Source organism: Roseovarius sp. (assembly GCF_040219995.1).
In the GTDB taxonomy this organism is placed as follows: Bacteria; Pseudomonadota; Alphaproteobacteria; order Rhodobacterales; family Rhodobacteraceae; genus Roseovarius.
This window is the reverse complement of the sequence record NZ_JAVJUC010000046.1, coordinates 50,719-76,718: the sequence shown is the minus strand read 5'-3', so window position 1 is coordinate 76,718 and position 26,000 is coordinate 50,719. Positions and strand designations below refer to the sequence as shown.

Annotated in this window: 13 protein-coding genes and 1 pseudogene; 8 read left to right on the top strand and 6 right to left on the bottom strand. The window is 61.3% G+C overall.

Annotation, left to right across the window (positions count from 1 at the left end):
- Positions 1-154 precede the first annotated feature (154 nt).
- The 6 genes from RID11_RS20135 (at position 155) to RID11_RS20110 (ending at position 12,489) form a co-directional block, all read left to right on the top strand.
- Positions 155-6,778, top strand: coding sequence for a VWD domain-containing protein (locus tag RID11_RS20135; protein ID WP_350142085.1), 6,624 nt, complete (start codon positions 155-157; stop codon positions 6,776-6,778).
- Between the two features lie 174 nt (positions 6,779-6,952).
- Positions 6,953-8,527, top strand: coding sequence for an ABC transporter substrate-binding protein (locus RID11_RS20130; protein ID WP_350142084.1), 1,575 nt, complete (start codon positions 6,953-6,955; stop codon positions 8,525-8,527).
- 66 nt (positions 8,528-8,593) lie between these two features.
- Positions 8,594-9,577 carry an ABC transporter permease gene (locus RID11_RS20125; RefSeq protein WP_350142083.1) on the top strand — a complete coding sequence of 328 codons (984 nt, stop codon included), beginning with the start codon at positions 8,594-8,596 and terminating at the stop codon, positions 9,575-9,577.
- 1 nt (position 9,578) lies between these two features.
- The gene (locus RID11_RS20120) at positions 9,579-10,535 is read left to right on the top strand and encodes an ABC transporter permease (RefSeq protein WP_350142082.1); all 957 of its coding nucleotides are present in this window, start codon (positions 9,579-9,581) and stop codon (positions 10,533-10,535) included.
- Entirely contained in the window at positions 10,532-11,527 is a 996-nt protein-coding gene (locus RID11_RS20115) for an ABC transporter ATP-binding protein (RefSeq protein ID WP_350142081.1), read from the top strand. Before RID11_RS20120 ends, RID11_RS20115 begins: the two co-directional genes overlap by 4 nt.
- Positions 11,524-12,489: an ABC transporter ATP-binding protein gene (locus RID11_RS20110; protein ID WP_350142080.1), complete on the top strand. Its 966-nt coding sequence runs from the start codon at positions 11,524-11,526 to the stop codon at positions 12,487-12,489. Before RID11_RS20115 ends, RID11_RS20110 begins: the two co-directional genes overlap by 4 nt.
- Positions 12,490-12,556: 67 nt before the next feature.
- Here the strand turns inward: RID11_RS20110 and dctP are convergent, their stop codons facing one another.
- From dctP to RID11_RS20085, 5 genes and pseudogenes are all read right to left on the bottom strand, one after another.
- Positions 12,557-13,642, bottom strand: coding sequence for a TRAP transporter substrate-binding protein DctP (gene dctP / locus RID11_RS20105; protein ID WP_350142079.1), 1,086 nt, complete (start codon positions 13,640-13,642; stop codon positions 12,557-12,559).
- Between the two features lie 26 nt (positions 13,643-13,668).
- A pseudogene (locus tag RID11_RS20100) lies at positions 13,669-14,993 on the bottom strand (TRAP transporter large permease).
- A complete protein-coding gene (locus RID11_RS20095; protein ID WP_350142078.1) occupies positions 14,990-15,484 on the bottom strand; it encodes a TRAP transporter small permease subunit in 495 nt (164 codons plus the stop codon). The pseudogene RID11_RS20100 and the gene RID11_RS20095 overlap by 4 nt, the downstream one beginning before the upstream one ends.
- A 221-nt stretch (positions 15,485-15,705) precedes the next feature.
- On the bottom strand, positions 15,706-19,311 hold the full coding sequence (locus RID11_RS20090; protein ID WP_350142077.1) for a flavoprotein: 3,606 nt from the start codon (positions 19,309-19,311) through the stop codon (positions 15,706-15,708).
- Between the two features lie 38 nt (positions 19,312-19,349).
- Positions 19,350-22,658, bottom strand: coding sequence for an AAA family ATPase (locus tag RID11_RS20085; RefSeq protein ID WP_350142076.1), 3,309 nt, complete (start codon positions 22,656-22,658; stop codon positions 19,350-19,352).
- A 306-nt stretch (positions 22,659-22,964) separates the two neighbouring features.
- Between RID11_RS20085 and RID11_RS20080 the strand changes: the two genes are divergently transcribed.
- Positions 22,965-23,765 (top strand): cyclic nucleotide-binding domain-containing protein, encoded by an 801-nt coding sequence (locus tag RID11_RS20080; protein WP_350142075.1) that lies wholly within the window; start codon positions 22,965-22,967, stop codon positions 23,763-23,765.
- Between the two features lie 263 nt (positions 23,766-24,028).
- Here the strand turns inward: RID11_RS20080 and RID11_RS20075 are convergent, their stop codons facing one another.
- Positions 24,029-24,397, bottom strand: coding sequence for a hypothetical protein (locus tag RID11_RS20075; protein WP_350142073.1), 369 nt, complete (start codon positions 24,395-24,397; stop codon positions 24,029-24,031).
- A 158-nt stretch (positions 24,398-24,555) separates the two neighbouring features.
- On the opposite strand from RID11_RS20075, the gene RID11_RS20070 reads away from it, so the two are divergent.
- On the top strand, positions 24,556-25,992 hold the full coding sequence (locus RID11_RS20070; protein ID WP_350142071.1) for an FAD-binding oxidoreductase: 1,437 nt from the start codon (positions 24,556-24,558) through the stop codon (positions 25,990-25,992).
- Positions 25,993-26,000 lie beyond the last annotated feature (8 nt).

Below are 26,000 nucleotides of genomic sequence, written 5' to 3'. Positions count from 1 at the left end.
GGGGAAATATGCAGGTATCCTGAGAAATTTCAGCCCTTTTTCAAGGAGTGTGCGACTGAAAACTTGATTGCGAAGCGACAGTCCAGTTTAACTCGGGCAATATCCATCCCGCCATATTCTGGCGCGCAAGACCATCACAAAGGGGAATTTTCCGATGCCGACGTTTACACTTTCCGGGTTTCAGATATCGCGGGACACATCTGACGATGTCATTGAAGTCAATGCGGTTTCGCTTGTCCTCATAATTCCGGCGGGTCAAACGTCCTTCTCTTACAGCGTCGAAGAGGCCGCAACGGCCCAAGACCTGCCGGTCGTCGATATCACGGCGGCCGTTGCGTCGGCCACGCTCAGCGGGCCGGGGGTGCCAGGTGGACCTGTGCCCCTGCCGAATGATGACATTACGAGACTGGGCACCATTGCCACTACGGGTGGCACCAGCCATGATATCCTGGAATTCGAGTTTCGGGACGAGGACGGGTCTTCGGAAACGGTCGTTTTTCAGATCGGTGGAGATCCGCTCACCCTGCCCACGACCCCTGCACAACTCCAAACTCTGAACGAATCGATTCAGGTGGGTGGCCTTACCGCAGCTTCCGGTGCGCTCGCCGAAGGTGCGACCATCGATTTTAGCAGCCTGACGAGCGTCTCGGTCGACCCCAGCCCCGCGAGCGTTATCGCTGGCACGGATGGCAATGATAACCTCGTGGGCACGGTGGGCGATGATTACATCGGTACCGGCGATACCACGCCGGACGGGGATTTCGTGGAGGGCAGCACGGGCGATGACACGATCGACGCGTCGGGTATGAACCAGAGCACGGCGTTCCTCACACTGGGTTATGGCGCGCTTGGCGGGCCGGTGACTGTGACGATCGACAGCGCGACGAATACATTCGACGTGGACAAGGGCGCGCTTGGTACCGACACGCTGATTGGAATCGCGAACCCGTTGACGGCGGGGGGTAACGAAGGCGGTCTGGGCGTGATCGGCACGGCGAGCGACGACGTGTTCAACCTTGCCCCCGGCGCGGACCAGTGGATGCAGGCGCGCGCGGGCGACGGGACCGATAGTTTCACCATCGGTACGGAAGGCTTCGTGCGGCTCGATTTTGCCTTTACCGGCTCACCCGGTGGGATCGACGTTGATTTGGGCACCGGCACCATCGCCGATGACGGCTTCGGCAATGCCGAGACGATCGACGGGCCGGGTGATGTCTGGGAGGTGCGCGGCACCGATCTAGCCGATGATATCACCGGCAGCATGTCGAACGAGAGCTTCATCCTGCGTGGTGGCGACGACACGCTCGACGGCGGCGGCGGGTTCGACCGGCTGCGCTATGACCGGTCCGGGGTCGGTCAGATCATAGCCGATCTGGGCGCGGGCACGGTGACCGGCACCTGGGACGGCAACGGCTTCACGCACAGCGTAAGCGGTATCGCGCAATTGCGCGGCTCGAACAATGGCGACAGCCTCGCGGGCGATACCAACGACAACCGTCTGGAAGGGCGTGACGGCAATGACACCATCGGCGGTGGTCTTGGCGACGATTTCGTTTCGCTTGGAACCGGGCAAGACACGTACGTTTATTCCGGTGGTAATGACATCATCACCGACTTCGATGTCGCGAATGACAGCATCCTCATCGACATTCCAGGCGTGACCCAGCAGGATATTGAAGATGCCTTTGCCAATTCCTTTTTCTTTGCCGATCCCGGTGGCGTCGGAGACCGCCAGCTTGTTGGGTTCATATCGGGTGAAAGCCTCGGCTTTGTGGGGTTGAGCGCGGCAGACGTCGCTAACATCAATGTCACAGTTGGTGATGGTGGATTGCCCACAGCATCGAGCACGATTGGCACGGATGGCGACGATTTCCTCGAAGGCACCCCGGGCGATGATCTGATCACGACCGGCGATGCGACGCCGAACGGGGATGCGGTGGTCGGCTCGGCGGGCGATGATATCATCGACATGACCGGCATGAATCCGAACACGGCCTTCATGGGTCTGGGTTACAGCGGTCTCGGCTCGGGCATCGATGTGACGATCAACGGGGCGACCAATACTGGCACGGTGGACAAGGGGGCGCTTGGCACCGACACATTGCTCGGCGTGGAAAATCCGATGTTCGCGGGCTGGACCGTGGGCGGTCTCGGGCTCGACGGGACGGGCTTTGACGACACGTTCAACGTCACGCTCGATGATCTTCAATGGATGAGCATTCGCGGCGGCGCGGGGCAGGACACCTACACGATCAACACGTCTGTCGGTCAGCGCCTTGACCCCAATGACGACGTCGGCGCCTTGCGGCTCGACATGCGGTTTGGCGATGGGATCGACGTCAATCTCGCGACTGGAGAAATCGCCGATGACGGCTATGGCAACATAGAACAAATCAACGGCAATGCGCCGATCTGGGAGGTCTGGGGCTCCGGCGGGGATGATACTTTCGTTGGCTCGGACAATGCCGAATCCTACCGCTATACCGGTGGCAACAACAACCTCGATGGCGGGCTTGGCTTTGACCGGTTGCGCTACGATTCGGCTGGTGTGGCCTCGGTCGTGATTGACGCGGCGGGTGGCGTGGTGACCGGTACCTTCGACGGTGGCGGCACCTTCACCGACACGATTAGTGGATTTGAGCGGCTGCGGGGCTCATCCGGCGATGATACGATCATCGGCGAGGCCGGGGTGGACAACCGCTACGAGGGGCGTGGCGGTGCCGACAGATTTGATCATCTGGGCGGCAACGACATGATCGGGGATTTCAACGCGGGCGAAGACATCCTCCTTGTGCGCTTGGCCGGACTCGACCAGGCGGCGGTAGATGCGGCGATGGCGGCGGCCACGGACGCGCCGGGCGATGTGTCGGGCTCGTTCTCACAGGGCGCGCAGGTCGACTTTGGCGGCAGCACGGTGACGTTCGCCGGGCTGACGGTGGCTGATCTGGCTGGGGCAGACGTGCAATTCGTAAGGCCGGGGTCTGGTAATCTGGTGTTGGGCACGGACGGCAGTGACGACCTCGTGGGCACGGCGGGGGATGATCTGATCACGACCGGGGACAATGCCGGTGGCGATACCGGATTCGACTTTGTAAGCGGTTCGACCGGCGATGACACGATCGATATGAGCGGCATCACTGATGGCTATGTCGGGATCGGCTATGGCGGGTTTGACCGGATTGACGTGGTGATCAACGGTGGTGGGAACACCGGCACGGTCACCAAGTTCGCGGCGGGGGGGGCTGCGGGCACCGACACGCTTGTCGAAGTGGATAACCCGCTCTTTTCGGGCTGGTCGATCGGCGGGCTGAGCATCCGGGGGACCGTGGGAGACGATACCTTTGACGTGACGCCCGAGGGCGAGCAATGGATGAGCCTTAGTGGTGGCGCGGGCGTCGATAGTTTTTCGATCAACGGCACGGGTCTGGTGCGGCTTGACTTCCGCGAGGTCAATCAGGCGATCGACATCAACCTGGCGAACGGGTCCGGCCAGATCGTGAATGACGGGTTCGGCAATACCGAAACCATCACCGGAACAAGTTTAGTCTGGGATATTCAGGGGTCGGGCTTTGATGACACGGTCACCGGCTCGTTCCGTGACGAGTCTTACACGGCGCTGGGTGGCAACAACACGCTGGATGGCGGGGGTGGCTTCGACCGGCTGCGCTATGACCGCGACACCATCGCATCGGTCACGATCGACGCGACGGCGGGCACGGCCACGGGCACGCTCGCCGGTGGCGGCACCTTCACCGACACGATCGCGGGCTTTGAGCATCTGCGTGGCTCGGACGGGGATGATCAGATCACCGGCGAGGCGCTCGTGGACAACCTCTACGAAGGTCAGGAGGGTACAGACACCTTCGTGCACCTCGGCGGCAATGACACGATTGCAGATTTCGATGTTGCGACTGAAACGCTGATCGTACGGATGGCGGGGCTGGATCAGGCGGCGGTGGATGCGGCGATTGCCAATGCGACGGACGTCCCCGCCAGCACCTTTGCCTCGCTGAATGTTTTTCCTGAACTTGAGGGCGGTGCCCTGGTCGATTTCGGCGATGGCAACACTGTTTCGTTTGGAAACCTGAGCGCTGCTGATCTGGCCGGGGCCGACGTGCAATTCGTTACGCCGGGGTCTGGCAATCTGGTGCTGGGCACTGATGATAATGACACGCTCACCGGCACGGCGGGGGATGATCTGATCACGACCGGGGACAATCCCAGCTTCGATCTCGTGCAGGGGTCTGGCGGGAATGACGAGATCGACTTTACAGGGATTACCTCCGATCCAGGCGGCTTCGTCGTGGTCGATTACAGCGGTATTGTCTCGACGATCGATGTGCAGGTCGATGGCGGCGCGAATACCGGCAGCGTGGCCAAGGGCGGGCTTGGTACCGACACGTTCACCAATGTCGAACTCCCGCTCCTTTCTGGCTGGACGACGGGGGGGCTTTCGATCATCGGCACCTCCGGCGCGGACACATTCGACGTCTCGCCCGAGGGTGAACAATGGATGAGTATTCAGCCTGGTGACGGGGTCGATACGATCATCGTGAACGGCAATGGCACCGAACGTGTCGAGGGTGCCGACCCCATCGGCGCGGTGCGGCTCGATATGAGTGACGGAACGCAAGGCATCGACGTCAATCTCGCCACCCGCACCATCGCCGATGACGGCTTCGGCAATGCAGAGACGATCGGCGGCACCGCCCCGGTGTGGGAGGTGCGCGGAACGGCGGGCAATGACACCTTCGTCGGCTCGGACAATGCTGAATCCTACCGTTACACCGGCGGCAATAACGACCTCGACGGGGGCCTTGGCTTTGACCGGCTGCGCTACGATTCATTTATCGAATCCGTCAGCATAAACGCCGCGACGGGTGTGGCGACCGGCGTGTTCTTTGGCGGCGGCACCTTCACCGACACGATCTCCGGCTTCGAGCATTTTCGCGGCACGCAGGGCAACGACTCCTTCATCGGCACTGATGAGAACGAGCGTTTTGAAGGCGGTCAGGGCAATGACACCATAATCGCCGGGGGCGGTGACGACACGCTGGCCGGGGGGGAGGGGGATGCCACGCTGAACGGCGGCAGTGGCAGCGATATCTTCTTCGTCGGCAACGGCCGCACGGTGATCGAGGATTTCAACGCCGCCGAGGATGCGCTGGATTTCTCGTTCACGGGCCTTGGTTTGGTCGGGCGCAATACGGCGCTGGCGAATGCGACCGATAACGGGGGCGAGACCACGGTCGATTTGGGCAATGGTGGCAATCTGATCTTCAGCAGCCTGAGCGTTGCCGACGTTCAGGCTTTGGCCGATCCGGATGCCGGCACGCCGCCGCCGCCGCCGACCACGCCGATTGCATGGACGGTGGGCGATCCGCACCTGCTGACGCTCGATGGGGTGGGGTACGATTTCCACGCCATCGGCGAATACGTGCTGCTGCGCGGCACCTCGGAAGGCAGCTTCAGCGATTTCGAGATTCAGTCGCGGATGGGGCCGGTGCTCGATGATCTGGGCGACCCGGTGCCCAATGTCTCGGCTAATATCGCCATTGCCGCAAGGCTGGGGAATGGCGAGGAGGTGATGATCGACTCGGCCGATGACAGCCCGCTGTCGATCGGAGGCGTGGTGACGACGATCGCGGACGGGGACGCCATCGAGGTCGGCAATGACCTGATTGCGCGCGATGGCGACATGTACACGGTTATCTTCGCCGGTGCGGATGGCACGGTTGGCAACGGCGATGCGCGGCTTAACGTTATCGTGCGCGAGGCGTTTGTCGATCTCAGCGTGCAGATCAGCGCCGACATGGCGGGCGCAGTCGAGGGCTTGTTGGGCGATGGCAACGGCAATCCGGATGACGATATCGCGCGCGCCGATGGCACCGTGCTGGAGCGCCCGCTGGCCTTTGATGACCTGTATGGCGAGTTCCGCGACGACTGGCGGGTAACGACCGAGGAACAGAGCCTGTTCACCTATGATGCCGGTGAGACGCTTGAGGGCTTCTACGATCCGGATGCGCCGGGCGACATCCTGAGTGTCGATGATTTTGACGACATTGCTGTGGGTGCCGCGCGCACAGCTGTCGAAGGCGCAGGCCTTACGCCCGGCACAGTGGCCTACGAGAACGCACTGATCGACTTCCTTCTCACGGGGGATGAGACCTTTATCGAATCATCGTCGGACCAGACCGCCCCGACCCCGGAGAATACCGGTTCTGCGGGTACGCTCAATCCTGGTGAAGATCGACTCACGCTCAATGTCAGCCTGATTGATGAGAGCGGTGCGGGTATCGACGGGGCGGTGGTGAATTTCACCGCCGGGGGTGCGCCGATCCTGGGGCAGGCCGCCGGGACACCGGGCGCATATAACCTGCGGCTCGGGTCTTTGACCGGTGAAGGCCGGGTGGATGCGGTGCGCGACTTTGATACGGGCGATGCCAGTATCGACGTGACTGACGCGCTTAATGCGCTGCGCCTTGCGGTCGGGCTGAATCCGAGTTTTGGCCCTGCAAATGCGATGGATTTCATTGCAGCGGATGTCGATCAGAGCGGCGCGGTCAACGTGACTGACGCACTCGACATCCTGCGCTTTGCAGTGGGGCTTGAGACTGAGAATGCACCGCGATGGGTTTTCCTCGACGATACACAGGACCTCAGCGGCACGTCGAATAGCAATGTGAGCTATGAAACCGGTACGGAAAGCGGCGCGATCATCGAAGGTGGAGATCTGCAACTGACTGGTGTTCTGCTTGGGAACCTTGCAGAAGTCTGATCGGTGCCATGGCCTGAAAGCGGGCCGCGATGCGATCCAATTGAGCGGCGCGCCCTGGCATGGGGCGCGCCGTGTTGCTTTACCCGAGGGTTTTGTTGAAGGCGTGACAAACTTGGTTATTGTTGTCGCTATCAGCCCGCGCTGCGGCCCGGGTCTGCTGACAGGGAGATAATCATGAAAAAGACGATAGTTCTGACCGCTGTGCTTTTGGCCAGCACCACAATTGGCGCCTCCGCTGAAACGCTTCGGTGGGCACGAGCGGGCGATTCGCTGACGCTCGATCCGCATGCACAAAACGAAGGGCCGACCCATACCCTCGCCCATCAGGTCTATGAGCCGCTCATCATCCGCGACATGACCGGGGCGTTCGAGGCGGCGCTTGCCACCGACTGGGCCCCCAAGGAAGACGACCCCAATGTCTGGGTCTTCAACCTGCGGCAGGGCGTGACCTATCACGACGGCGCGGATTTCACCGCCGAGGATGTGGTCTTTTCGATCAACCGCGCGCAATCCGAACAGTCGCGGATGAAGGAATTGCTGTCCTCGGTCGTGGAGGTGCGCGCGGTGGATGATCACACCGTCGAATTCGTCACCGACGGGCCAAACCCGATCCTGCCCTCGAACCTGACCAACCTGTTCATGATGGATAGCGGCTGGGCCGAGGCCAATGGCGTGGTCGAGGTGCAGGACGTGGATGGCGGCGAGACGACCCACGCCACCACCAACGCCAACGGCACCGGCGCGTTCAAGCTGGTGAGCCGCGAGCCGGATGTGAAAACCGTGCTGACGCGCAATGACGATTATTGGGGCATGGACCAGTTCCCGATGGAGGTGAGCGAGATCGTCTACACCCCGATCCAGAACGCCGCCACGCGGGTGGCGGCCCTGCTCTCGGGCGAGGTCGATTTCATTCAGGACGTGCCGGTGCAGGATCTCCAGCGGGTGTCGGGCACCGACGGTCTGGTGGTCAAGACCGCGCCGCAGAACCGGACGATCTTCTTCGGTCTCAATCAGGGCCCTGACGACATCCCGAACGACAATGTCGAGGGCAAGAACCCGCTCGCGGATGTGCGCGTGCGCGAGGCGATGAACCTTGCCATCAACCGCGATGCCATCCGTCAGGTGGTGATGCGCGGGCAGAGCCAGCCTGCGGGCATCATCGCGCCGCCCTTCGTCAATGGCTGGACCGAGGAGATGGACCAGGTCGAGACCAATACCGACAAGGCCAAGGCGCTGATGGAAGAGGCGGGCTATGGCGACGGCTTCTCGATCCAGCTCGATTGCCCGAATGACCGCTATGTCAACGACGAGGGCATCTGTCAGGCCGCCGTCGGCATGTTCGGCCAGATCGGCATCACCGTCAATCTCGATGCCAAGCCCAAGGCGCAGCATTTCCCGCTGATCTCCTCGGGGGGCACCGATTTCTACATGCTGGGCTGGGGTGTTCCGACCTATGACAGCGAGTATATCTTCAACTTCCTCGTGCATACGCGCGGCGAAGAGCGTGGCAGCTGGAACGGCACGGGCTATTCAAACCCCGATCTCGACGCCAAGATCGTGAGCCTCGCGTCGGAGACCGATCTCGACAAGCGCAACGCGACCATCGCCGAGATCTGGAACACGGTGCAGGACGAGGTGCTCTACCTGCCGATTCACCACCAGGTGCTGAACTGGGGGATGAAGGAAAATGTCGGTATCGAGGTCAGCCCCGAGGACGACCCGAAGGTGAAATACTTCACCATGAAGTAAGACCGGACGGGCGGCGGGCCCTGCGCCTGCCGCCCTCCCCTTTCTCCTCGCGAGCCGGAGTCATTCATGCTGGCCTATATCATTCGACGCGTCGCCCAATCGGTGCTCGTGCTCCTGGTCGTTGGCCTTGTCGCCTTCGCCATGTTCCGCTTCGTGGGCGATCCGGTCGACGCGATGCTGGGGCAGGAGCGCACCCAGGCCGATATCGCGCGGCTCACCGCCGAACTGGGCCTAGATCAGCCCTTTCCGGTGCAATACTGGCGGTTTCTGGAACAGGCGGTGCAGGGCAATTTCGGGCTGAGCTACCGGCAGGGGCGGCCGGTGTCGGAAATCCTCGTCGAGCGCCTGCCCGCCACGCTAGAACTGGCCTTCGTCTCGGGCCTCATGGCGCTTGCGGGAGGCATCGCCCTCGGGATCTTCACCGCGATCTGGCGACGGGGGGTCGCGGCCAATGTTATCATGACCGTCTCGCTCATCGGGGTGTCGCTGCCCACCTTCCTTATCGGCATCCTGCTCATCTACCTCTTTTCGGTCGAGCTTGGCTGGCTGCCCAGTTTCGGGCGCGGTGAGGTCACGCGCATCGGCTGGTGGACCACCGGCTTTCTCACCGAAAGCGGGCTCAAGGCATTGATACTGCCCGCGATCACCCTCGGCCTCTACCAGATGACGCTGATCATGCGGCTGGTGCGCACCGAGATGCTCGAGGTGCTGCGCATGGAGTATATCCGCTTTGCCCGCGCCCGTGGCATCCGCGAGAACTCCATCAATTTCCGCCACGCGCTCAAGAACACGCTGGTGCCGGTGATCACCATCACCGGCCTGCAACTCGGCTCGATCATCGCCTTTGCGATCATCACCGAGACGGTGTTTCAATGGCCCGGCGTCGGGCTGCTCTTCATCAATGCGATCCAGTTCGTCGATATCCCTGTGATGGCCGCCTATCTGATGCTGATTTCGGTGATGTTCGTGGGCATCAACCTGATCGTCGACATGCTCTATTTCGCGGTCGACCCGCGCCTGCGCGTCGACCGCACCGCAGGGGGGCACTGACATGGCCGAGACCCGAATCGAGACACCCACAACACCCCCGCCCCCCTCGCGCCTGCGCCGCATGTGGGAGAGCGATTTCATCTGGTCGTTCCGGCATTCGCCGGTGGCGGTGGTCTCCTATGCGGTGGTGCTGCTGATGATGCTGGGGGCGCTCTTTGCGCCGCTCATTGCACCGCATGACCCGTTCAACCCCGCCACGCTCAACCTGATGAACGGCTTTACCCCGCCGGGGCAGGCCAATCAGTTCACCGGCGAGTTTTTCGTGCTGGGCACCGACGATCAGGGGCGCGACGTGTTCTCGACGATCCTGTTCGGGATGCGGATATCGCTGTTTGTCGGCCTGTCGGCGGTGTTCCTGGCGATGCTCATCGGCGTCACCGTGGGCCTGATGGCGGGCTATCTCGGCGGCTGGACCGAGACCATCATCATGCGCGTCGCCGATGTGCAGCTGACCTTTCCGGCGATCCTGGTGGCGATGCTGATCTTCGGCATCGCCAAGGGCATCACCCCGCCCGAGCATCGCGACGCGATGGCGATCTGGGTGCTGATCCTCGCCATCGGCCTCAGCGACTGGGTACAGTTCGCCCGCGTGGTGCGAGGGGCCACGCTGGTCGAGAAGAACAAGGAATACGTGCAGGCGGCGCGGCTGATCGGCCGCACGCCGTTCTCGATCATGCTGCGCCACATCCTGCCCAACGTGCTCAACCCGGTGCTGGTGATCGCGACAATCTCGCTGGCGCTTGCCATCATCGCCGAGGCGACGCTGTCGTTCCTCGGCGTCGGCGCCCCCCCCACCAAACCCTCGCTCGGCACGCTCATTCGCATCGGGCAGGAGTTCATGTTCTCCGGTGAATGGTGGATCCTGTTCTTCCCCGCCATGACCCTGCTGGCGCTGGCGCTGTCGATCAACCTGCTGGGCGATTGGCTGCGCGACGCGCTGAACCCGAGGTTGCGATGACCGATACCCCCGTCCTCTCCGTCCGCGACCTCGTCGTGGAAATTCCCACGCGGCATGGTGTCCTGCGGCCCGTGGATCACGTCAGCTACGATATCGCGGCAGGGGAGATCCTCGGCGTGGTGGGCGAATCCGGGGCTGGTAAGTCCATGACCGGCAATGCCGTGATCGGCCTTCTGGACCCGCCCGCGCGGATCACCTCCGGCGAGGTGCTGCTGAGCGGCCAGCCGGTGCATTCCCTGCGCGGCGAGGCGCTCCGGCGGCTGCGGGGTAAGCGGATGGGGATGATCTTTCAGGACCCGCTCACCTCGCTCAACCCGCTGCTGACCGTGGGCGATCAGCTGGCCGAGACGATCCTCGAACATCTCGATGTGAGCCAGTCTGAGGCGCGCCGCCGCGCCGTGGCCGCGCTTGATGAGGTGGGCATCCCGGCGGCGCGCCAGCGGATGGGCAGCTATCCGCACGAATTCTCGGGCGGGATGCGGCAGCGGGTGGTGATCGCGCTGGCGCTCTGCGCCGAGCCTGACCTGGTGATCGCCGACGAGCCCACCACGGCGCTCGATGTCTCTGTGCAGGCGCAGATCATCGTGCTCTTGAAGCGCCTCTGCCGCGAGAGGGGGGTCGCGGTGATGCTGGTCACCCATGACATGGGCGTGATCGCCGAGGCCGCCGACCGCGTGGCGGTGATGTATGCCGGGCGACTGGCCGAGCTTGGCCCGGTGCGCGAGGTACTGGGCCGTGCCCGGCATCCCTATACCGCCGGTCTCATGGCCTCGACCCCGCTCGCAAGCCAGGGCCGGGCGCGGCTGCGACAGATCCCCGGCGCGATGCCTCGGCTGGGCAACCTGCCCCCCGGCTGCGCCTTTTCCCCGCGCTGCGAGCGCGCGCAGCCGAGCTGCCGCGAGGAGCCGGGCCCGACGCTGGAGCGCTGCGACGGGCGCGCCGCCTGCTGGTTCCCGCTCAACACCGACGCGACAGAAGAGGCCGAGGCATGAGCCCGATCATCAAGGTTGAGAACCTCACCCGCATTTTCGACGTCTCGAAACCCTGGCTCAACCGGGTGATCGAGCGTCAGCCTCGCGCGCTGCTGACCGCCGTGTCGGAGGTGAGCTTTGAGGTGCCCGAGAACAGCGTCTACGCGCTGGTGGGCGAGAGCGGATCGGGCAAATCCACCATCGGCAAGATCATCGTCGGGCTGGTGCCCCCGTCAGAGGGCATGGTCGAGATCGAGGGCGTCGATCTGGCGAGCGAAACCGATGCAAAGAAGATCGACGCCGTGCGCGCCGATATCCAGATGATCTTCCAGGACCCTTACGCCAGCCTCAACCCGCGCTGGCGGGTGCGCGACATCATCGCCGAACCGGTCGCCGCGCGCGGCGGCAAGACCGACGGGTTGGCCGAGCGGCTGCTGGAACAGGTGGGCCTCTCGGCGGCGGATGCGGGCAAATATCCGCACGAATTCTCCGGCGGCCAGCGGCAGCGTATCTGTATCGCCCGCGCGCTGTCGTCCGAGCCCAAGATCATCGTCTGCGACGAACCGACCTCGGCGCTCGATGTCTCGGTGCAGAGCCAGGTGCTCAACCTCATGTCGGACCTGCGCGAGGAGTTTGGCCTGACCTACCTGTTCATCAGCCACGATCTGACGGTGGTGCATCACATGGCCGACGTGATCGGCGTGCTCTATCTGGGGCGGCTGGTCGAGGAGGCGCCGCGCGACCGGCTGTTCAGCGACCCCAAGCACCCCTACACGCGGATGCTCTTTGATGCGGCCCCACGGATGGATGCCTATGGCCGCGAGGTCGATCCGCCCAAGGGCGAGATCCCCGACGCGATCAACCCGCCGCCGGGCTGCGCGTTTCACCCGCGCTGCCCGCTGGCCGTTGAGCGCTGCCGCATCGAGCGCCCGGAGATGCGGAGAATTGGCGACACCCGGGTGGCCTGTCATCTTGCGGAATAGTCAGGGGCAGCCATGAAAAATGCCCGCCGTTTCCGGCGGGCATTTGTTTTGTCGGTGCGCGTCAGGCTTACTTGACGCAATCGCGCAGGGCGGCGGCGTCGGGCCCGTTGGGCGTGCGCCCGAGGTTGAACGGAGCCGAGGCATCGCGCCATTGTGCGTAGTCGTTGAGATACTCGACCATGCTCAGATAGACCTTGGCCGAGTTCGGGTTTTCGCAGGCGGTCTCGACGATCACCTCGTTGGCCATCTCCTGAACCTTGGCCAGCGTCTCGTCGTCATAGCGGTTGATCTCGACCGCCTCGTCGAACTTGGCATAGGCTTCGGTCGCGCGCTTTTCGGTGAAGGCGAGCGACCACAAGAGCGTTGCGTCAGCGGCGATCTGCAGTTTCTCCTGCGTCTCGGCGCTGAGCGCGTCCCAGGCGGACTTGTTGATCATCACACCAAAGACCGAGGCGGACTGGTGCCAGCCCGGCGTCGCCCAATACTCGGTGACCTGCTGAAAGCCGCCCGACCAGTCGACATTGGGGGTCGAGAACTCGGCCCCGTCGATCACGCCACGCTCCAGCGACTGGTAGATTTCGCCACCTGCCATGGAGACCTGATTGCCGCCTAGACGTTCCAGCAGCTTGCCCTGCTCCAGCCCCGAGAGGCGCAGGCGCTTGCCTTGCAGGTCTTCGAGGTTGCGGATCGGCTCGTTGGTGCGGAAGCCGGATTCGTTGTTGGTCACGCCGTAGGGCAGATAGACCATGTTATAGTTGCCGTAGATCTCGTTATAGAGGTCGGCACCGCCCCATTGCTGGATCCAGTTGACGTAATCGACGGCGTTGAAGAGGCTTGGCGTCGTGGCCAGCGGCGAGAAGGCCGCGTCGCGCCCGGCCCAGTAGCCCGGCCAGTCGGCCCCCGCCTGGATGGTGCCCGATTCGACCGCGCCAAAGACTTCGCCCGAGGGCACGAGCGAGCCGCCGTCGAAGAACTCGATAGTCAATTCGCCTTGGGTCAGCTTGTTGGCGAGATCGACGAAGTGACGGTCGGTCTCGATCAGTTCAAGCGAGGACGGCCAGGTTGTGGTCATCGTCCAGTTCTCTTGCGCGGTGGCCTGCCCGGCCAGCGCGGTCGCGGTCCCCGCCGCGAGTACGAATGCCTTGATGGTCATGGTATCTCCCTTCTCCATGGTTGTGGTTACTTGGTGTAGAGGACATCCGGCAGCCAGGTGACCAGCGCCGGAAAGATCGCGACGAGCACACACATCGCAACAATCAGCGCGATGAACGGCAGCACGCCGCGGATGATCGAGCCAGTGCGCAAATCCTTGGGCGCGATGGCCCGCAGGTAAAACAGCGCATAGCCGAATGGTGGCGTCAGGAACGAGGTTTGCAGCACGACGGCCATCAGCACGACGAACCACAGCAGGTTCACGTCGGGCATTTCCTGAATGATCGGCAGGAAGATCGGGAAGGACAGCAGGACGATCCCGGTCCAGTCCAGAAACGCCCCGAGGATGAACACGATCGCCATCATCATGGTGATCAGCATCCACGGTTCCATGTCGAGCGTGCGGATCAGTTCTTGCGTGGCGCGCAGGCCACCGGTGATGTTGAACACGCCCGTGAATGCGGTGGCACCCACCACGATGAACAGGATCATCGCCGAGGTGCGCCCGGTCTCGAGCATCGCGCCGTAGAAGGTGCCAAGCTGAACCGCCCGCGCGCGATCACGATCAGCAGCGCGAGCGCCGCGCCGATCGCCGACGCCTCGGTCGCGGTGGCAATGCCTGCCAGAAGCGAGCCGAGAATGCCGAAAATGAGCACGAGCGGTGGCAGCGCCTCGACCGCCAGCATCCGCATCAGTGTGGCGCGCTCGACCTTCTCGTCGGGCTCCACCGCCGGGGCGAGGTCGGGGCGCAGCACCGAGATGATGTAGACATAGACAGCGTAGCTGAGGCCGAGCAGCACGCCGGGGATCATCGAGCCCGCGAACAACTCGCCCACCGAGAGCGGCGAATAGCTGGCCATCAGGATCAGCATGATCGACGGCGGAATGAGGATGCCGAGACAGCCCGAGGCGGCGATTACCCCGGCGGTGAGCGACGGCGCATAGCCGTATTGCAGCATCGGGCGCAGGGCCATCACGCCCATCACGGTGATCGACGCGCCGATGATGCCCGTGGTTGCCGCCAGCAGGATCGAGATGAATACCACCGCGAGTGCCAATCCGCCGCGCACCTGACTGAGCATCAGTCGCAGCGTCTCGAACATTCGGTCGGTGACGCCTGAATCCGATAGAAATCGGGCCATCAGGACAAAGAGCGGAATCGCGATCAGGGTGTAATTGTCCAGCACATCGCCGAAGATGCGGTTGATGACGATGCCCAGAACCATCGGCTTTCCGGCGATGATCGCGGTCAGCACTGCGGTGCCGCCCAGAACGAAGGCCAGCGGATGCCCGAGAAAGAGGCCCAGAAGAAGCAGGCCGAACATCAAAACGGCAATGAGTTCGGGGTTCATTCAGAGGCCTCCTGCCGGTCGAATATGATCTTGAGAACCTCGGCGAGCCCCTGTAGCAGCAACAGCCCGGCAGCGACGCACATCGCCATCTTGAGCGGATAGACCGGCATCTGAATGGCCCCATAGGTGACTTCACCCTGCGCCCAGGAGCGCGCGGCAAAATCCCAGGAGCGGGTGAGAAATACCCAGGCGAAGGGGAAGAAGAAGATCGCGTAGCCCAGCAGGTCGGCGATGCGCTGACCGCCGCGCCCCAGCTTTTCAGTCAGGATATCGACACGCACATGCGCCTTGTGCCGTAGCGCGTAACCGCCGAGCAGCACGAAGTAGAAACCGAAGAGTTGCTTGGACACATCAAAGGCCCAACGTGTCGGCTCGCTGAACATGTAGCGCAGAACCACATCATAAATGATGATCGCGGCGAAAATGATGGCCAGAACAGATATTATTCGCCCAACGATTTCATTCAAACCGTTGATGGTTCGCACGACCATACCGGCCCCTCCCCCTCGATTTTTGCCCGGCGGTCGCGGTTCGACTGTCGTGCATCTATCTACCTCGTGAAGACTGTCGCGTGTTTCAACCCGAAGTTCAAGGGGGCCTCAGGTGACTTTCATGTAGCTGAAAATACTTAAGTATTTTGATTGAAAGCAGGGTTCGCCAACCGGCCCGTCGACGAGACGGGCGGGCTGGCGAACGTGCGGGGCAGGGTGGGTCAGCCGCCGATCGGGGTCTCCCATCCAGGCTTGAGCGCACCCTGTGCCATGTCCAGAGTGTATTCTGACAGGATCGAGGATGTCCCGTCTTTCACGCTTTGCATATACGCCTGCGGCTCGGCGATGAAGTAGCAATGCGCCTGCACTTTCTCGCCGTTGACGACGACCGAGATCGTCTTGCGCATGTAGGTGTTCTTTTGCCCCGGGCCGTTGTAGCCCTCCAGCTTATCGATCTCTTTCAGTCCGCTCGACTTGACCCGGTAAACCTCGCCCATGACCTGTTGTCCATGGCCTTTCAGATCGACGAGTGTTGCCATGCGGTGCAGGTAGGGGCATTTGTTGTTGGTGCAGGCGGGTTCGTTCTGAACGACCAGCGGTACACGTTGAAAGGTCTTGGCCTCGCCGACAAAGTCCGACAACAGATCCTTGTACTTGTCGTGATTGGGGAAGCCGCGTTTGAGCGAGCCATAGGTGAAGTAGAGATGGGTTGTTTCGGCCTCGGTGCCCGGGCTGTCCTGCCCGGCACTGTCCAGACCAACCGCGTCTGGATCATCGACATTGAACTTTTTCGACCAGTCGACCAGGCGGGTATAGACCTGCTCGGACAATTCCACTTCACTCAACAGTTGCAGGCAACTCCTAACGTTGAAGTCGTCCTGATCAAGCAGCAGGTTGATGATGTCCTCGGCACGATTCTTCATCGCGACATGCATCGCCGAGAAGCCGAACGCGTTGACGATGTTAACGTCGATCCCCAACTCAATGAGCTTTCGCGCGGCGTTCAGATCCGTTTTGCCCTGAGCCGTGCCATGCCCCGAGGTTTCGCCCGCGCCGCCCGCCGCAAAGTGCAGCAGGCTATCGCCGCTTTCCTCGTCGACGATATTCACGCCGACCACCTGTTCCTCGATCGTGCGAAATATCCTTGGCCAGAGGCCGCCGTCATTCTGGCGTGATGCCTCTTGCGCCCATTTGATCACCCGGTGCTCCTGATGATCAAGGTCGTCAAAGGCGACGTCGAGGGCCGCCAGGATTTCCTCGGGTGTCGCCATCGCCCCGACGCCGACCATGCCATTCGACAGCTTGTCCGATCTTGGGCCCACGAATGTGCCGCCGAGACGTTTCAATTGCGCGACGTTGTTCTGCGTGTTGATGTTGTTCCACATGTTGGTGTTGCAGGCCGGACAAAAGATCACCGGCTTTTTCTGGTACTGCCACGCAACGAAGACCGAGGTGATCAGGCTGTCGCCGATCCCGTTCGCGACCTTGCCCATGGTGTTGCAGGTGATCGGCGCGACGATCACGCAATCAGCCCAGTCACACAAGGCAAGATGCGAGGCGCGCACTTTCATGTCGAATTGCTCGTAGCGAAAGTTCCACTCGTCGCTGTCGCGGTAGATGTCGCTGTGTTTGATATTGTTCAGGATCGTTTCGGTTCCGAAATCCTTGAAGAAATGTTCGGCCTGTGGTGACGGGGCCAGCTTTACATGGTGGCCCGCGGCGGTCAGTTCCTCGACCAGTCGCGGCACCTTGTCGGCGGCGGAGGACCCGCAGGCGCACAAGAGAACGTTGCGTTTGCCGTCGCGCGGTTCGGTCAGCCCGCCCTTGGGATAGCCGTAGAGGTTGTGCTCGAGGCTGGGGGTCTCGTCGGCGGGCAGGGCCGGCAGGCCAGCCGCGCGGATCCGTTCCTGAAGCGATCCGCTGAGGATGGCGTTGACGATATCGTCACGCCGCCCAAGGTATTCGCCGTTCAGGAACATGTAGGGCACTGTCGCCTTGCCGGTCAGACGCTCCAGTTGTTGGCGCATCCGCGAAGCCAGCGTGCCATTGCCAGACACGTCCTGCTGAAAGATCTTGGTCACGCCGATGTTGGAAAGGATGCTTTGCAGCATGTAGGACCACGAGTCGTCAGGATCGTAAAACAGCGCCAGCGTATTCTCGGAAATCAGGCGAGTGACGTCGCCGGGATCTTTGGGCACGTCCTTGCGCAACAGCAGGACCATGGACGGATTGCGCTTTTCGCGCAGACCGCGAAACAGGTGAGAGCGCGGGACCTGCCAGACCTGTGATGTCGCCGGGCTCATGTCGACCAGCGTCACGTAATCGGTATCGGCGTCATAGGCGATGCACAGGCACCAGAATTCCTGCAAAAGCGCAGTCTCGACATAGGCGCTTTCGGGGATTGCCACTGCCTCGTGCCCCAGCACGGCGTTGAGGTCGATATTGACCATCAGGTGCCGCTGCGACGCTGTACCAAGCTGGTCGAGTTGCTCTGTGAACCACGCCTCGGGATCGTCTGCCTCGTCCTCATCGCGTTCCTCGAAGATGCGGCTTTCGGCATCGAGATGCAGATCCGAGAACTTCCCGAGATATTGATGGGCGATCTCCGCCAGCTCCTTGGCCGAGCGGATCGTGCTGAGCGATTCCGTATAGGACACGTCGGTCGAGCGCAGCAGCTTGTCCTCGCTCGCCCAGTGATCGCCGAACAGCTCGAAACTTTCAGCCAAGACACTGAGACCGTTCAGGTTCGGCGTGGAACGGCGGAACATCTCGCGGCGCTTCTCGTTCGTGATGTCAAGATGCGCGGTGCTGTCGACATAGCGACAGTCCTGCGCGAAGGTCGTCAACTCGGTATCCATCGCCTCGCGCGCCGAGAACCGCAGCAGGCCGCGCGACCGCAGTGACCCACCGTCACGATCGGACATCGCGGCATGCAGCCGGGCGGTGGTGGTCACCCACATCTTGCCGTATTTCTCGGGATGGACATCCATCATGTGAACAAGCCCGGTGCTGGGATTGCATTTCGCGATAACGGCGAAATGCCCGCCCGGCATGTCGGTGCGGCCATGCGCGAGACCCACCTGAAAATTTGCGACGATGATGTCATTGTTGCCGGCGACCTGCACGGATTCCATGATGCCGTCGCGCAGCATGTGCTCGTCCGTGGTGTCGGCATCCATGTAATGGACGCGCACCTTCACGCGGTCGTTCAGGCCCTTGGTGTGAATGTAGGTGCAGGCGATGTCGAACAATTCGCCAAGGGCGATCCCGGTATTGACGACATAGGCACTGGGCAGGTTGGCCTTACGGAAGATGTCATTGACGTCGCAGGGAAAGCCGAGGGCCGACAGGCTGAGGGCTGCGGCAGTGACGCTGCAACAGTTGATGGTCTGCTGAAAATGCTCCATCCGCTCGGTGACAAGTTCGCCGAAGAACGTGGCGAAGAACGCGATGCGCGTCTCATCGGGAAGGTCGTGCCACTCCGTTGCGGACAGAAAGGCAACCTCTGTTCCCGCTCCAGCACGCGCGGTCAGGCTGACCGGCAGGTCGTTGAATTCCAGGTGCTCTTCGTAAAAGTAGTCACCCGGCTTGGCGGTGGCCAGCACGTCCTGCTTATGCGACAGCGCAACGTCCCCCGTCAGCACGATATAAAGTCCGGTAGCGGGCAGGACTGTCTCATCCGTGAAACTGTGCGCCTTGAACCGCTTCATCAGAGCTTGGGGTGCCTTGTCGGACAGCGTATCGGGAAGCGCACCGAGAACGATGTCCCACTGTGCGGCGGTCAGCGGGGTTGCAGGTGTTTCGGGGGTGATGGAAATCTCGGACATAAAATGCATAGCCTCCGGTTGGGGTCAGGTTAAAAATCTCACGTTATATCACTCGTTACAGATACAGAGCCGGGACCGGTGATGGTCGGCACAGAATTGAACAACGCGGCGTCCTGCGCGCTGCGGATGATGTCTTTCAACGTCTCTTCATCTGCGCGACCGCAGGCGACATCGAGCATCGCCCGAGTCCGGGCGATGTGAAAATCCGACCACGGTGTTGGTTCTTCGCCTGCGTAGGTCTCCAGTGCGTCGGCAAAGCGCGCTGCCTCGTCATGCTCACCCGCGTTGAGACAGGCCTGCATCGCGTTTCGATAGAACCTGAAATAGTTATGTCCGACGCATCCTTTTGCCAGCAGGGCCTCCGCCTCGGCGAGAACCGTCTTGCGCCGGGTCGCATCCGGTGTCGTCAATCCGACCGTGGACATGACCCAAGGGCCGATAAAGGTCTCGGCACCCAGATCGCGCAGCTTGCGCAGCGCGTTTTCGGCAATCGCGGCGGCCTCTGTCCGTTTACCTTCATAAAACGCGATGCGCGCGTTGGTCTCTTCAAGGAACGGCTCAAAGCGCAATGCGCCGATCTTCGTCGCCAGATCCAGACCTGATTGAATCTCGAAACGTGCGTCCTCGAAACGCGCCATCGACGTGAGAATCCATCCGGCGGTCAGGCGCGAGACGATCTCGGGCCGGTGCATCCCGAGTTGTGCCGCGAGATCCGCCGATCGTAGTGCATAATCCAGCGCGGTCTCGGTTTCGTTCATATAGATCTTGGCGGTTGCCAGCATGAAAAGATTGGCGCTTTCGACATCGACCAGATCATGCTCTTGGCAAAGGGCTAGGCATTTCTCGATGACGTCATGGGCCGAGAACATGCGGCCCTGTGCATATGCGGCATCCCCCAGGCCGCTGAGCGCAAGTGCCTGACGCCTTGGCAGGTCGGCGCGTCGAGCGTAATCGAGTGACGTGGTGTGTTCTGCCTCGCAGCCGTCCAGATCACCGCGCGGAAAATGCAGGCTGCCGCGAAGGTAGTGAATGGTGCTCAACTCGGCGATCAGCCCAGCCTCTTCCGCGATATCCTGAGCGTGGTCCAGCACGCTGTAGGCGTCATCTATCTGGTCGAGAATGCGCATGGCCGACGCGATACCGATTTCCGACTGGCAGATTTCAAGCGGTGTCTGCGCACAATCCCGCGCCGACCTAAAACACTCGATGGACGCGTCGTTCTGCCCTGCATCGCGCAACGCATCGGCCTTGACCCGCAGCAACGCCCCCTTGGTCTGTGTGTCCGGCGCACAGCTAAGACCCGCATCAGCAAGCCGCAGTGCCTCTTCTCGCTGGAAGCGCTCTCGCGCATCCTGTGCAACTTCGAGAAACGCCTCAGGGGCCTCTGGGTCCATCGCGGCGGCGAGATGCTGGGCATAGAGCCTGCGATCCTGCGTGGCATACCAGCGCGCGGCGGCCTTGTGCAGAGCGCGAAAGTCGTTGCGCAAAATGGTCTGAAGGATCGCTTCGCGGATCAGCGCATGCGCGAACAGATACCCGTCATCGGTCGGCTTGATCAGCGCCGCTTCGACCAGCGGCTTTTCGTCATAGACGCTGATGCCGGAAATGCGGGTCACCGCAGCCATGGCAAACCTCTGGCCAAAGATGGCCGCAGCCTGAAGGATTTTTTTGTCGACGGGTCCGAGCCGGTCAAATCTTGCCTGGATCAGGCTCTGGATCGAACTCGGAAGACGGCCGTTGGAGTCGGTTGCATGCGCCAGCATCTGCACCAGGAACAGCGGATTGCCCTGGGCCTTCTCGACGCATTCCTCGATCAACTCCTCGGTGACGCGCAGGGTTTTCTGGGCCAGAGCAAGTGCCTCGGATTCTGTCAGCGCCTCGAGCGTCATGCATCTGACCCGTGCAGAACTGTCGATGGGGGCAAGCGTGACCTCCATCACCATCCCCTCCATCCTCGATGTGATCAGAAGCAGGATAGGATTGATCTTACTTTCCTCGATCAGCAAATCGACCATTGGCAGGGCGTCAGGGTCGGCCCAGTGGATGTCTTCGACAAGGATGAGTTGGGGTCTTTGTGCGGAAAAATGACGCAATAGCCGCCGCAGCGTTTCGCGATAACTTTCGGTCCGTGCATCGTCGCTCATCGCGCTCAGCATCAGCGACATATCACGGTCAAGCTTCCCGCCAAGCATCTGCACCGCAAAGATCGCGGTGGCCTGTGTGAGCACCTCTGCCTCGACGAGTTTCGAAACCGTTACCATGATGGCGGACTGCCGCGCGCGGTCTCGCAGGCCGCACATGCTTTTGACGAGTTTTTCGATCGGGTCATGCGTGTTGCCCGATCCGAAATCCAGAAACTGCGCCGTGTGCGTCTCAAACCCCGCCTCGTCCGCCGCGAATCTCGTCGCCTGCAGAAGGTGGGTCTTGCCAAGCCCCGCGTCGCCCCGCACATAAATCGTCTCGCCCGTGCTACGCTCGACGCAGCCTGCAAGCGCGCTCCGCATCACCGCCATTTCGCGATCCCGCCCGACCAGCGGTTTCACCTCGGTCGTTTCGCGAAACCCGATATAGCGATGTGCGAGGATCGGCACATCATATCCCTTGACCTCCAGGGACAAGGGCGTATCGCAGACGATCTTGTGGCTGAGCGAGCGATAGATCAGGTGGTCGATCAGCGTCTCCCGGCGGCCTGCCCGGTCCGCCAGCCGAGAGGCAAGGTTCACGGTATCGCCGGTCAGCGTGAAATCTACGTCCTTGCGATGACCGTATCCGCGTCTTGAGAACAGGACATTGCCAACCGCAGCCCCAACGTGAATGGTCAACTCCCGTCCGAAACGGTGAGATATTTCATCCATCGCGCGATGCATCTCAGAGGCCGCGCGCAGCGCACGTTCGGTGTCGTTGCCATAAGACACCGGGGCGCCGAAGACGGCGATGACGCAATCCCCTCTATGGCCGTCGATGGTGCCGCCCATCCGCACAACGATTTCGTTCAGACTTTCGTAGAAGCAGGACAGGACATCGTGCATGTCCTCGGTATCAAGGTCGCGCGAGAGGGCCGTGTAATCGTTCAGATCTGCGAATACGGTCGTTACATTCCTGCGCTCGGCTTCTAACCCGGCGTCCGCAGTTTCGTTTGAAGACGTGTCTGTGGCCGCGTTCGATGCGGCAAGCGTCTGAAACCTTGCATATAATTTCTTGCGGTGTCCGAGTGAGGCGATGCCGATTTCCTTGAGTTCATCAAGGCTGAGATCCGCGACGAGGGTCAGGTCAATATCATTGTCTTGAAACAAGGAATAGTATTGGTGAAATCCCAGCTCATCGAGCATGCTCTCAAGCTCGGTCATCTTTCGATCCTTAGGGTTCATAATGTCGCCGCAGTGTAGTTTCCATATGCAGCAAGTAAAGATTTTTCGGGGCGGAGTCGGACATTGTGTAGCGCGTTCCGGCAACTACTTCCGGTTGAGAAAAGGTTCTTGAAACTGTCTGTCACGGGATGGAGGGGACTTGTGCGCTGTGGTCTGGCGCTGCAGCGGAATGAGGCGCGTGGCGCGGCAAGAAGAACCACGACAGGACACCGAACTTCCGAACGGATTGTAACGCCGTAATCCCTATGCAGATACCTGATAAATTTCAGTGGGTTTCCGGGAGAAATGCCACATGAAAGTGCTGCTTGGCGGCCAATGATTCCTGTTGGTCCCATCACGTCCCATGTTGTAGGGCTGGATAATGCTGGTGGAGTCAGAGACATGGAATATTTCCTGACGGATCAGGTGTTCAACGCGGCCGGGCTTGCGGGCGTGGTGGTCTATCTGGGATCCTATGCACTGCTCCAGGCGGGCATTCTGCGCGGCGGCGGATATACCTACGCGATCCTGAACCTTTGCGCCTCCAGCCTGGTTCTGATCAGCCTGACCGTGGCGTTCAACCTGTCTTCGGCCATCATACAGGTATCGTGGATCGTCATAAGCCTGATGGGCATAGCGCGTCTTGCATGGATCAATGGCCATGTGCGATTTTCGGCAGAAGAAGAGGCCATGTTGCAGCAGGTCTTTACGGACATGCCGCGCCCGATGGCCCGCCGTTTTCTGAATCGGGGCAATTGGATCGACGCCGCTGAAGGTTCCATCCTGACCGAAGAGGGCACGCCGGTCGCCAACCTTTACTTTCTGGCGGATGGCGAGGTGCAGGTCATATCCGGCGGTCAGGTCATTTGTACGATCACCTCGGGATTGATCGGCGAGATGAATGTTTTGACCGGTGGAGAGGCCTCTGCCACGGTTCGGATCGCAATCCCGTCGCGCCTTTTTGTGATTTCGGGCGATGCGCTGCGACGCCTGAACGCACGTGACCCGGATTTTCGCATTCTGCTGAGCAAGGGTATGAGCCGCGACACCGGTCGCAAGCTGATGTCAGCGAATGCGCGCTGGTCGGCAAAAGCCGCAGCAGATTGACGCTAACCGCTCTACAGGCCACCCTGACCCAAGCAGACCCGTACATGGCTGCGGAGGCCGGCCCAGCAAACACCCTTGTCCGAACTTGACCCTCCGTTGTCTTTTATCGCATCGGGCCGGCACTTGTCTGTGTCATTGACCAAAGGTCATTTCGTGCCGATCGGATTTTGAAGTACAGGACATCATGCTGAGCCTCTTCATCGCGTTTTTCGCCCTTTTCATTGCAGTCCCTTTCATTTGTTCCCTATGGAAGACGGTAGTGCTCAGCATCTCACCATACGCGCCATCTGCGTGTTGATGCTGGTACGGTCCAGCGCCCGGGAGGGCGAGAGGCCGGCAGCAAACCAGCCCGTCGGCCCCTGTGTGACCAAGTCATGTTGCAGAACTCGGACGAAGCCGCGACGCTCGGCCTGCTCGATCAAGCGCATAAGGTGGTCTGCCTCATGCATTAACGCGGCATAGGCGGTGGCTTCGGCGGGGTTGTCACGTGGCACGGAGATCTGGCGCATGAAGTCCTTCAAATCCTGCGGGGCCAGAGTCACATGCGCGATGAGTGACGACAGCCGCCGCAAGTCACCTCGTGGACCAGTGCCAGCGCACAGGCCGTGAAAATCTCGCGCGACCCAGGTCATGGCACCAGGCGCTACAATGTATCCAGTCGATATTCTTGACCCGACCGGTCCAGTTTGAACACTGGTTGAGCTAGAGAAGAATCAGCATCCTGACCTGTAGGGTCCGGCGAACGGTCGGACACTTGAAGATCCAAAACAGGGAGGACGCCATGACAGCCATGAATGAACTGAAAGGTTTGGACGGTTGCACCAAAATGGTGGATGCCGAGACGCGCGAGACGCTTGATAGCGCACTTCGCGGCTACACCGCCACTCTGGGCGACCACGGCTTTGATGAGGCCAGGACCATTTGGAACGGAATGATCGACCGAAGCCCGGGTCTTGTCGTACGGGCACTCGGGACCAGTGACATCCGCGCCGCCGTCAAGTTCGCCCGTGATAACGCCATCCTGATGTCGGTGCGCGGCGGTGGCCACCAAATCGCGGGGTTGGCGGTCGAGGACGGCGCAATGATGTTGGACCTGTCTCTTATGCGCTCTGTTCATGTTGATCCGGCGACCCGGACCGCCCGGGTCGAAGCCGGGGCCTTGCTGGCGGATGTTGATAGGGAGACGCAGGTTCACGGACTGGCCCTTCCCGTCGGCGTGAATTCGACCACGGGGATCGCGGGCCTGACATTGGGCGGTGGTTTTGGTTGGATCACGCGAAAATTCGGGATGACAATCGACAACCTGATCTCGGCTGATGTTGTCACTGCCGACGGCAGTATCGTCCGTGCAAGCGATACCGAGAACCCGCAACTGTTCTGGGCGCTGCGGGGCGGCGGCGGCAATTTCGGTGTAGTTTCATCGTTCGAGTTCCGCCTCCATCCGGTGGGGCCCGAGGTTTTATCTGGTCTGGTCATTCACCCCGTCTCGGATGCTCCGGACCTGCTAAAGCAATTCCGAAACATCTGTGCGAATGCTCCCGACGAACTCACCGTCTGGTCGGTCATACGCAAGGCCCCGCCGCTACCTTTTTTGCCTGAGGAATGGCACGGCAAGGAGGTGCTTATCTTCGCTGCCTGCTATGCTGGTGACATGAAAGACGGCGAGGCTGCGATGGCTGGGCTTCGAGCGCTCGGCTCACCCATCGTCGATGTGATCAGCCCACATCCGTTTGTTGGCTGGCAGGCCGCCTTCGATCCGCTTTTGACGCCGGGAGAGCGCAATTACTGGAAAAGCCGGGATTTCATCGAACTCACCGATCGTACCATTGATACGATCCTCAAATCGATCAATGCCTTGCCAGGTCCGCAGTGCGAAGTCTTCATTGCGCATGTGGGCGGCGCGATGGCGCGCGTTGCCAATGATGCAACTGCCTTCCCGCAGCGTGCGGCGCATTTCACCATGAATGTGCATACGCGTTGGAGTGAGACGGCAAAAGACAAGGCGTGCATCGAATGGGCGCGAGATCTTTTTGACAAGACCGCTGCAGATGCGGCCCCCAGCGTCTACGTCAACTTCATGCCCGACGACGAGGAGGGCCGACTTGCCGATGCTTATGGTGGAAACCTCGAAAGGCTCCGCAGCATAAAGGCGACCTATGATCCGGAGAATTTTTTCAGGCTGAACCACAACATCCTGCCTGAGATGCCCTCCCAAGCGGCGCAATAGTTGCTCCG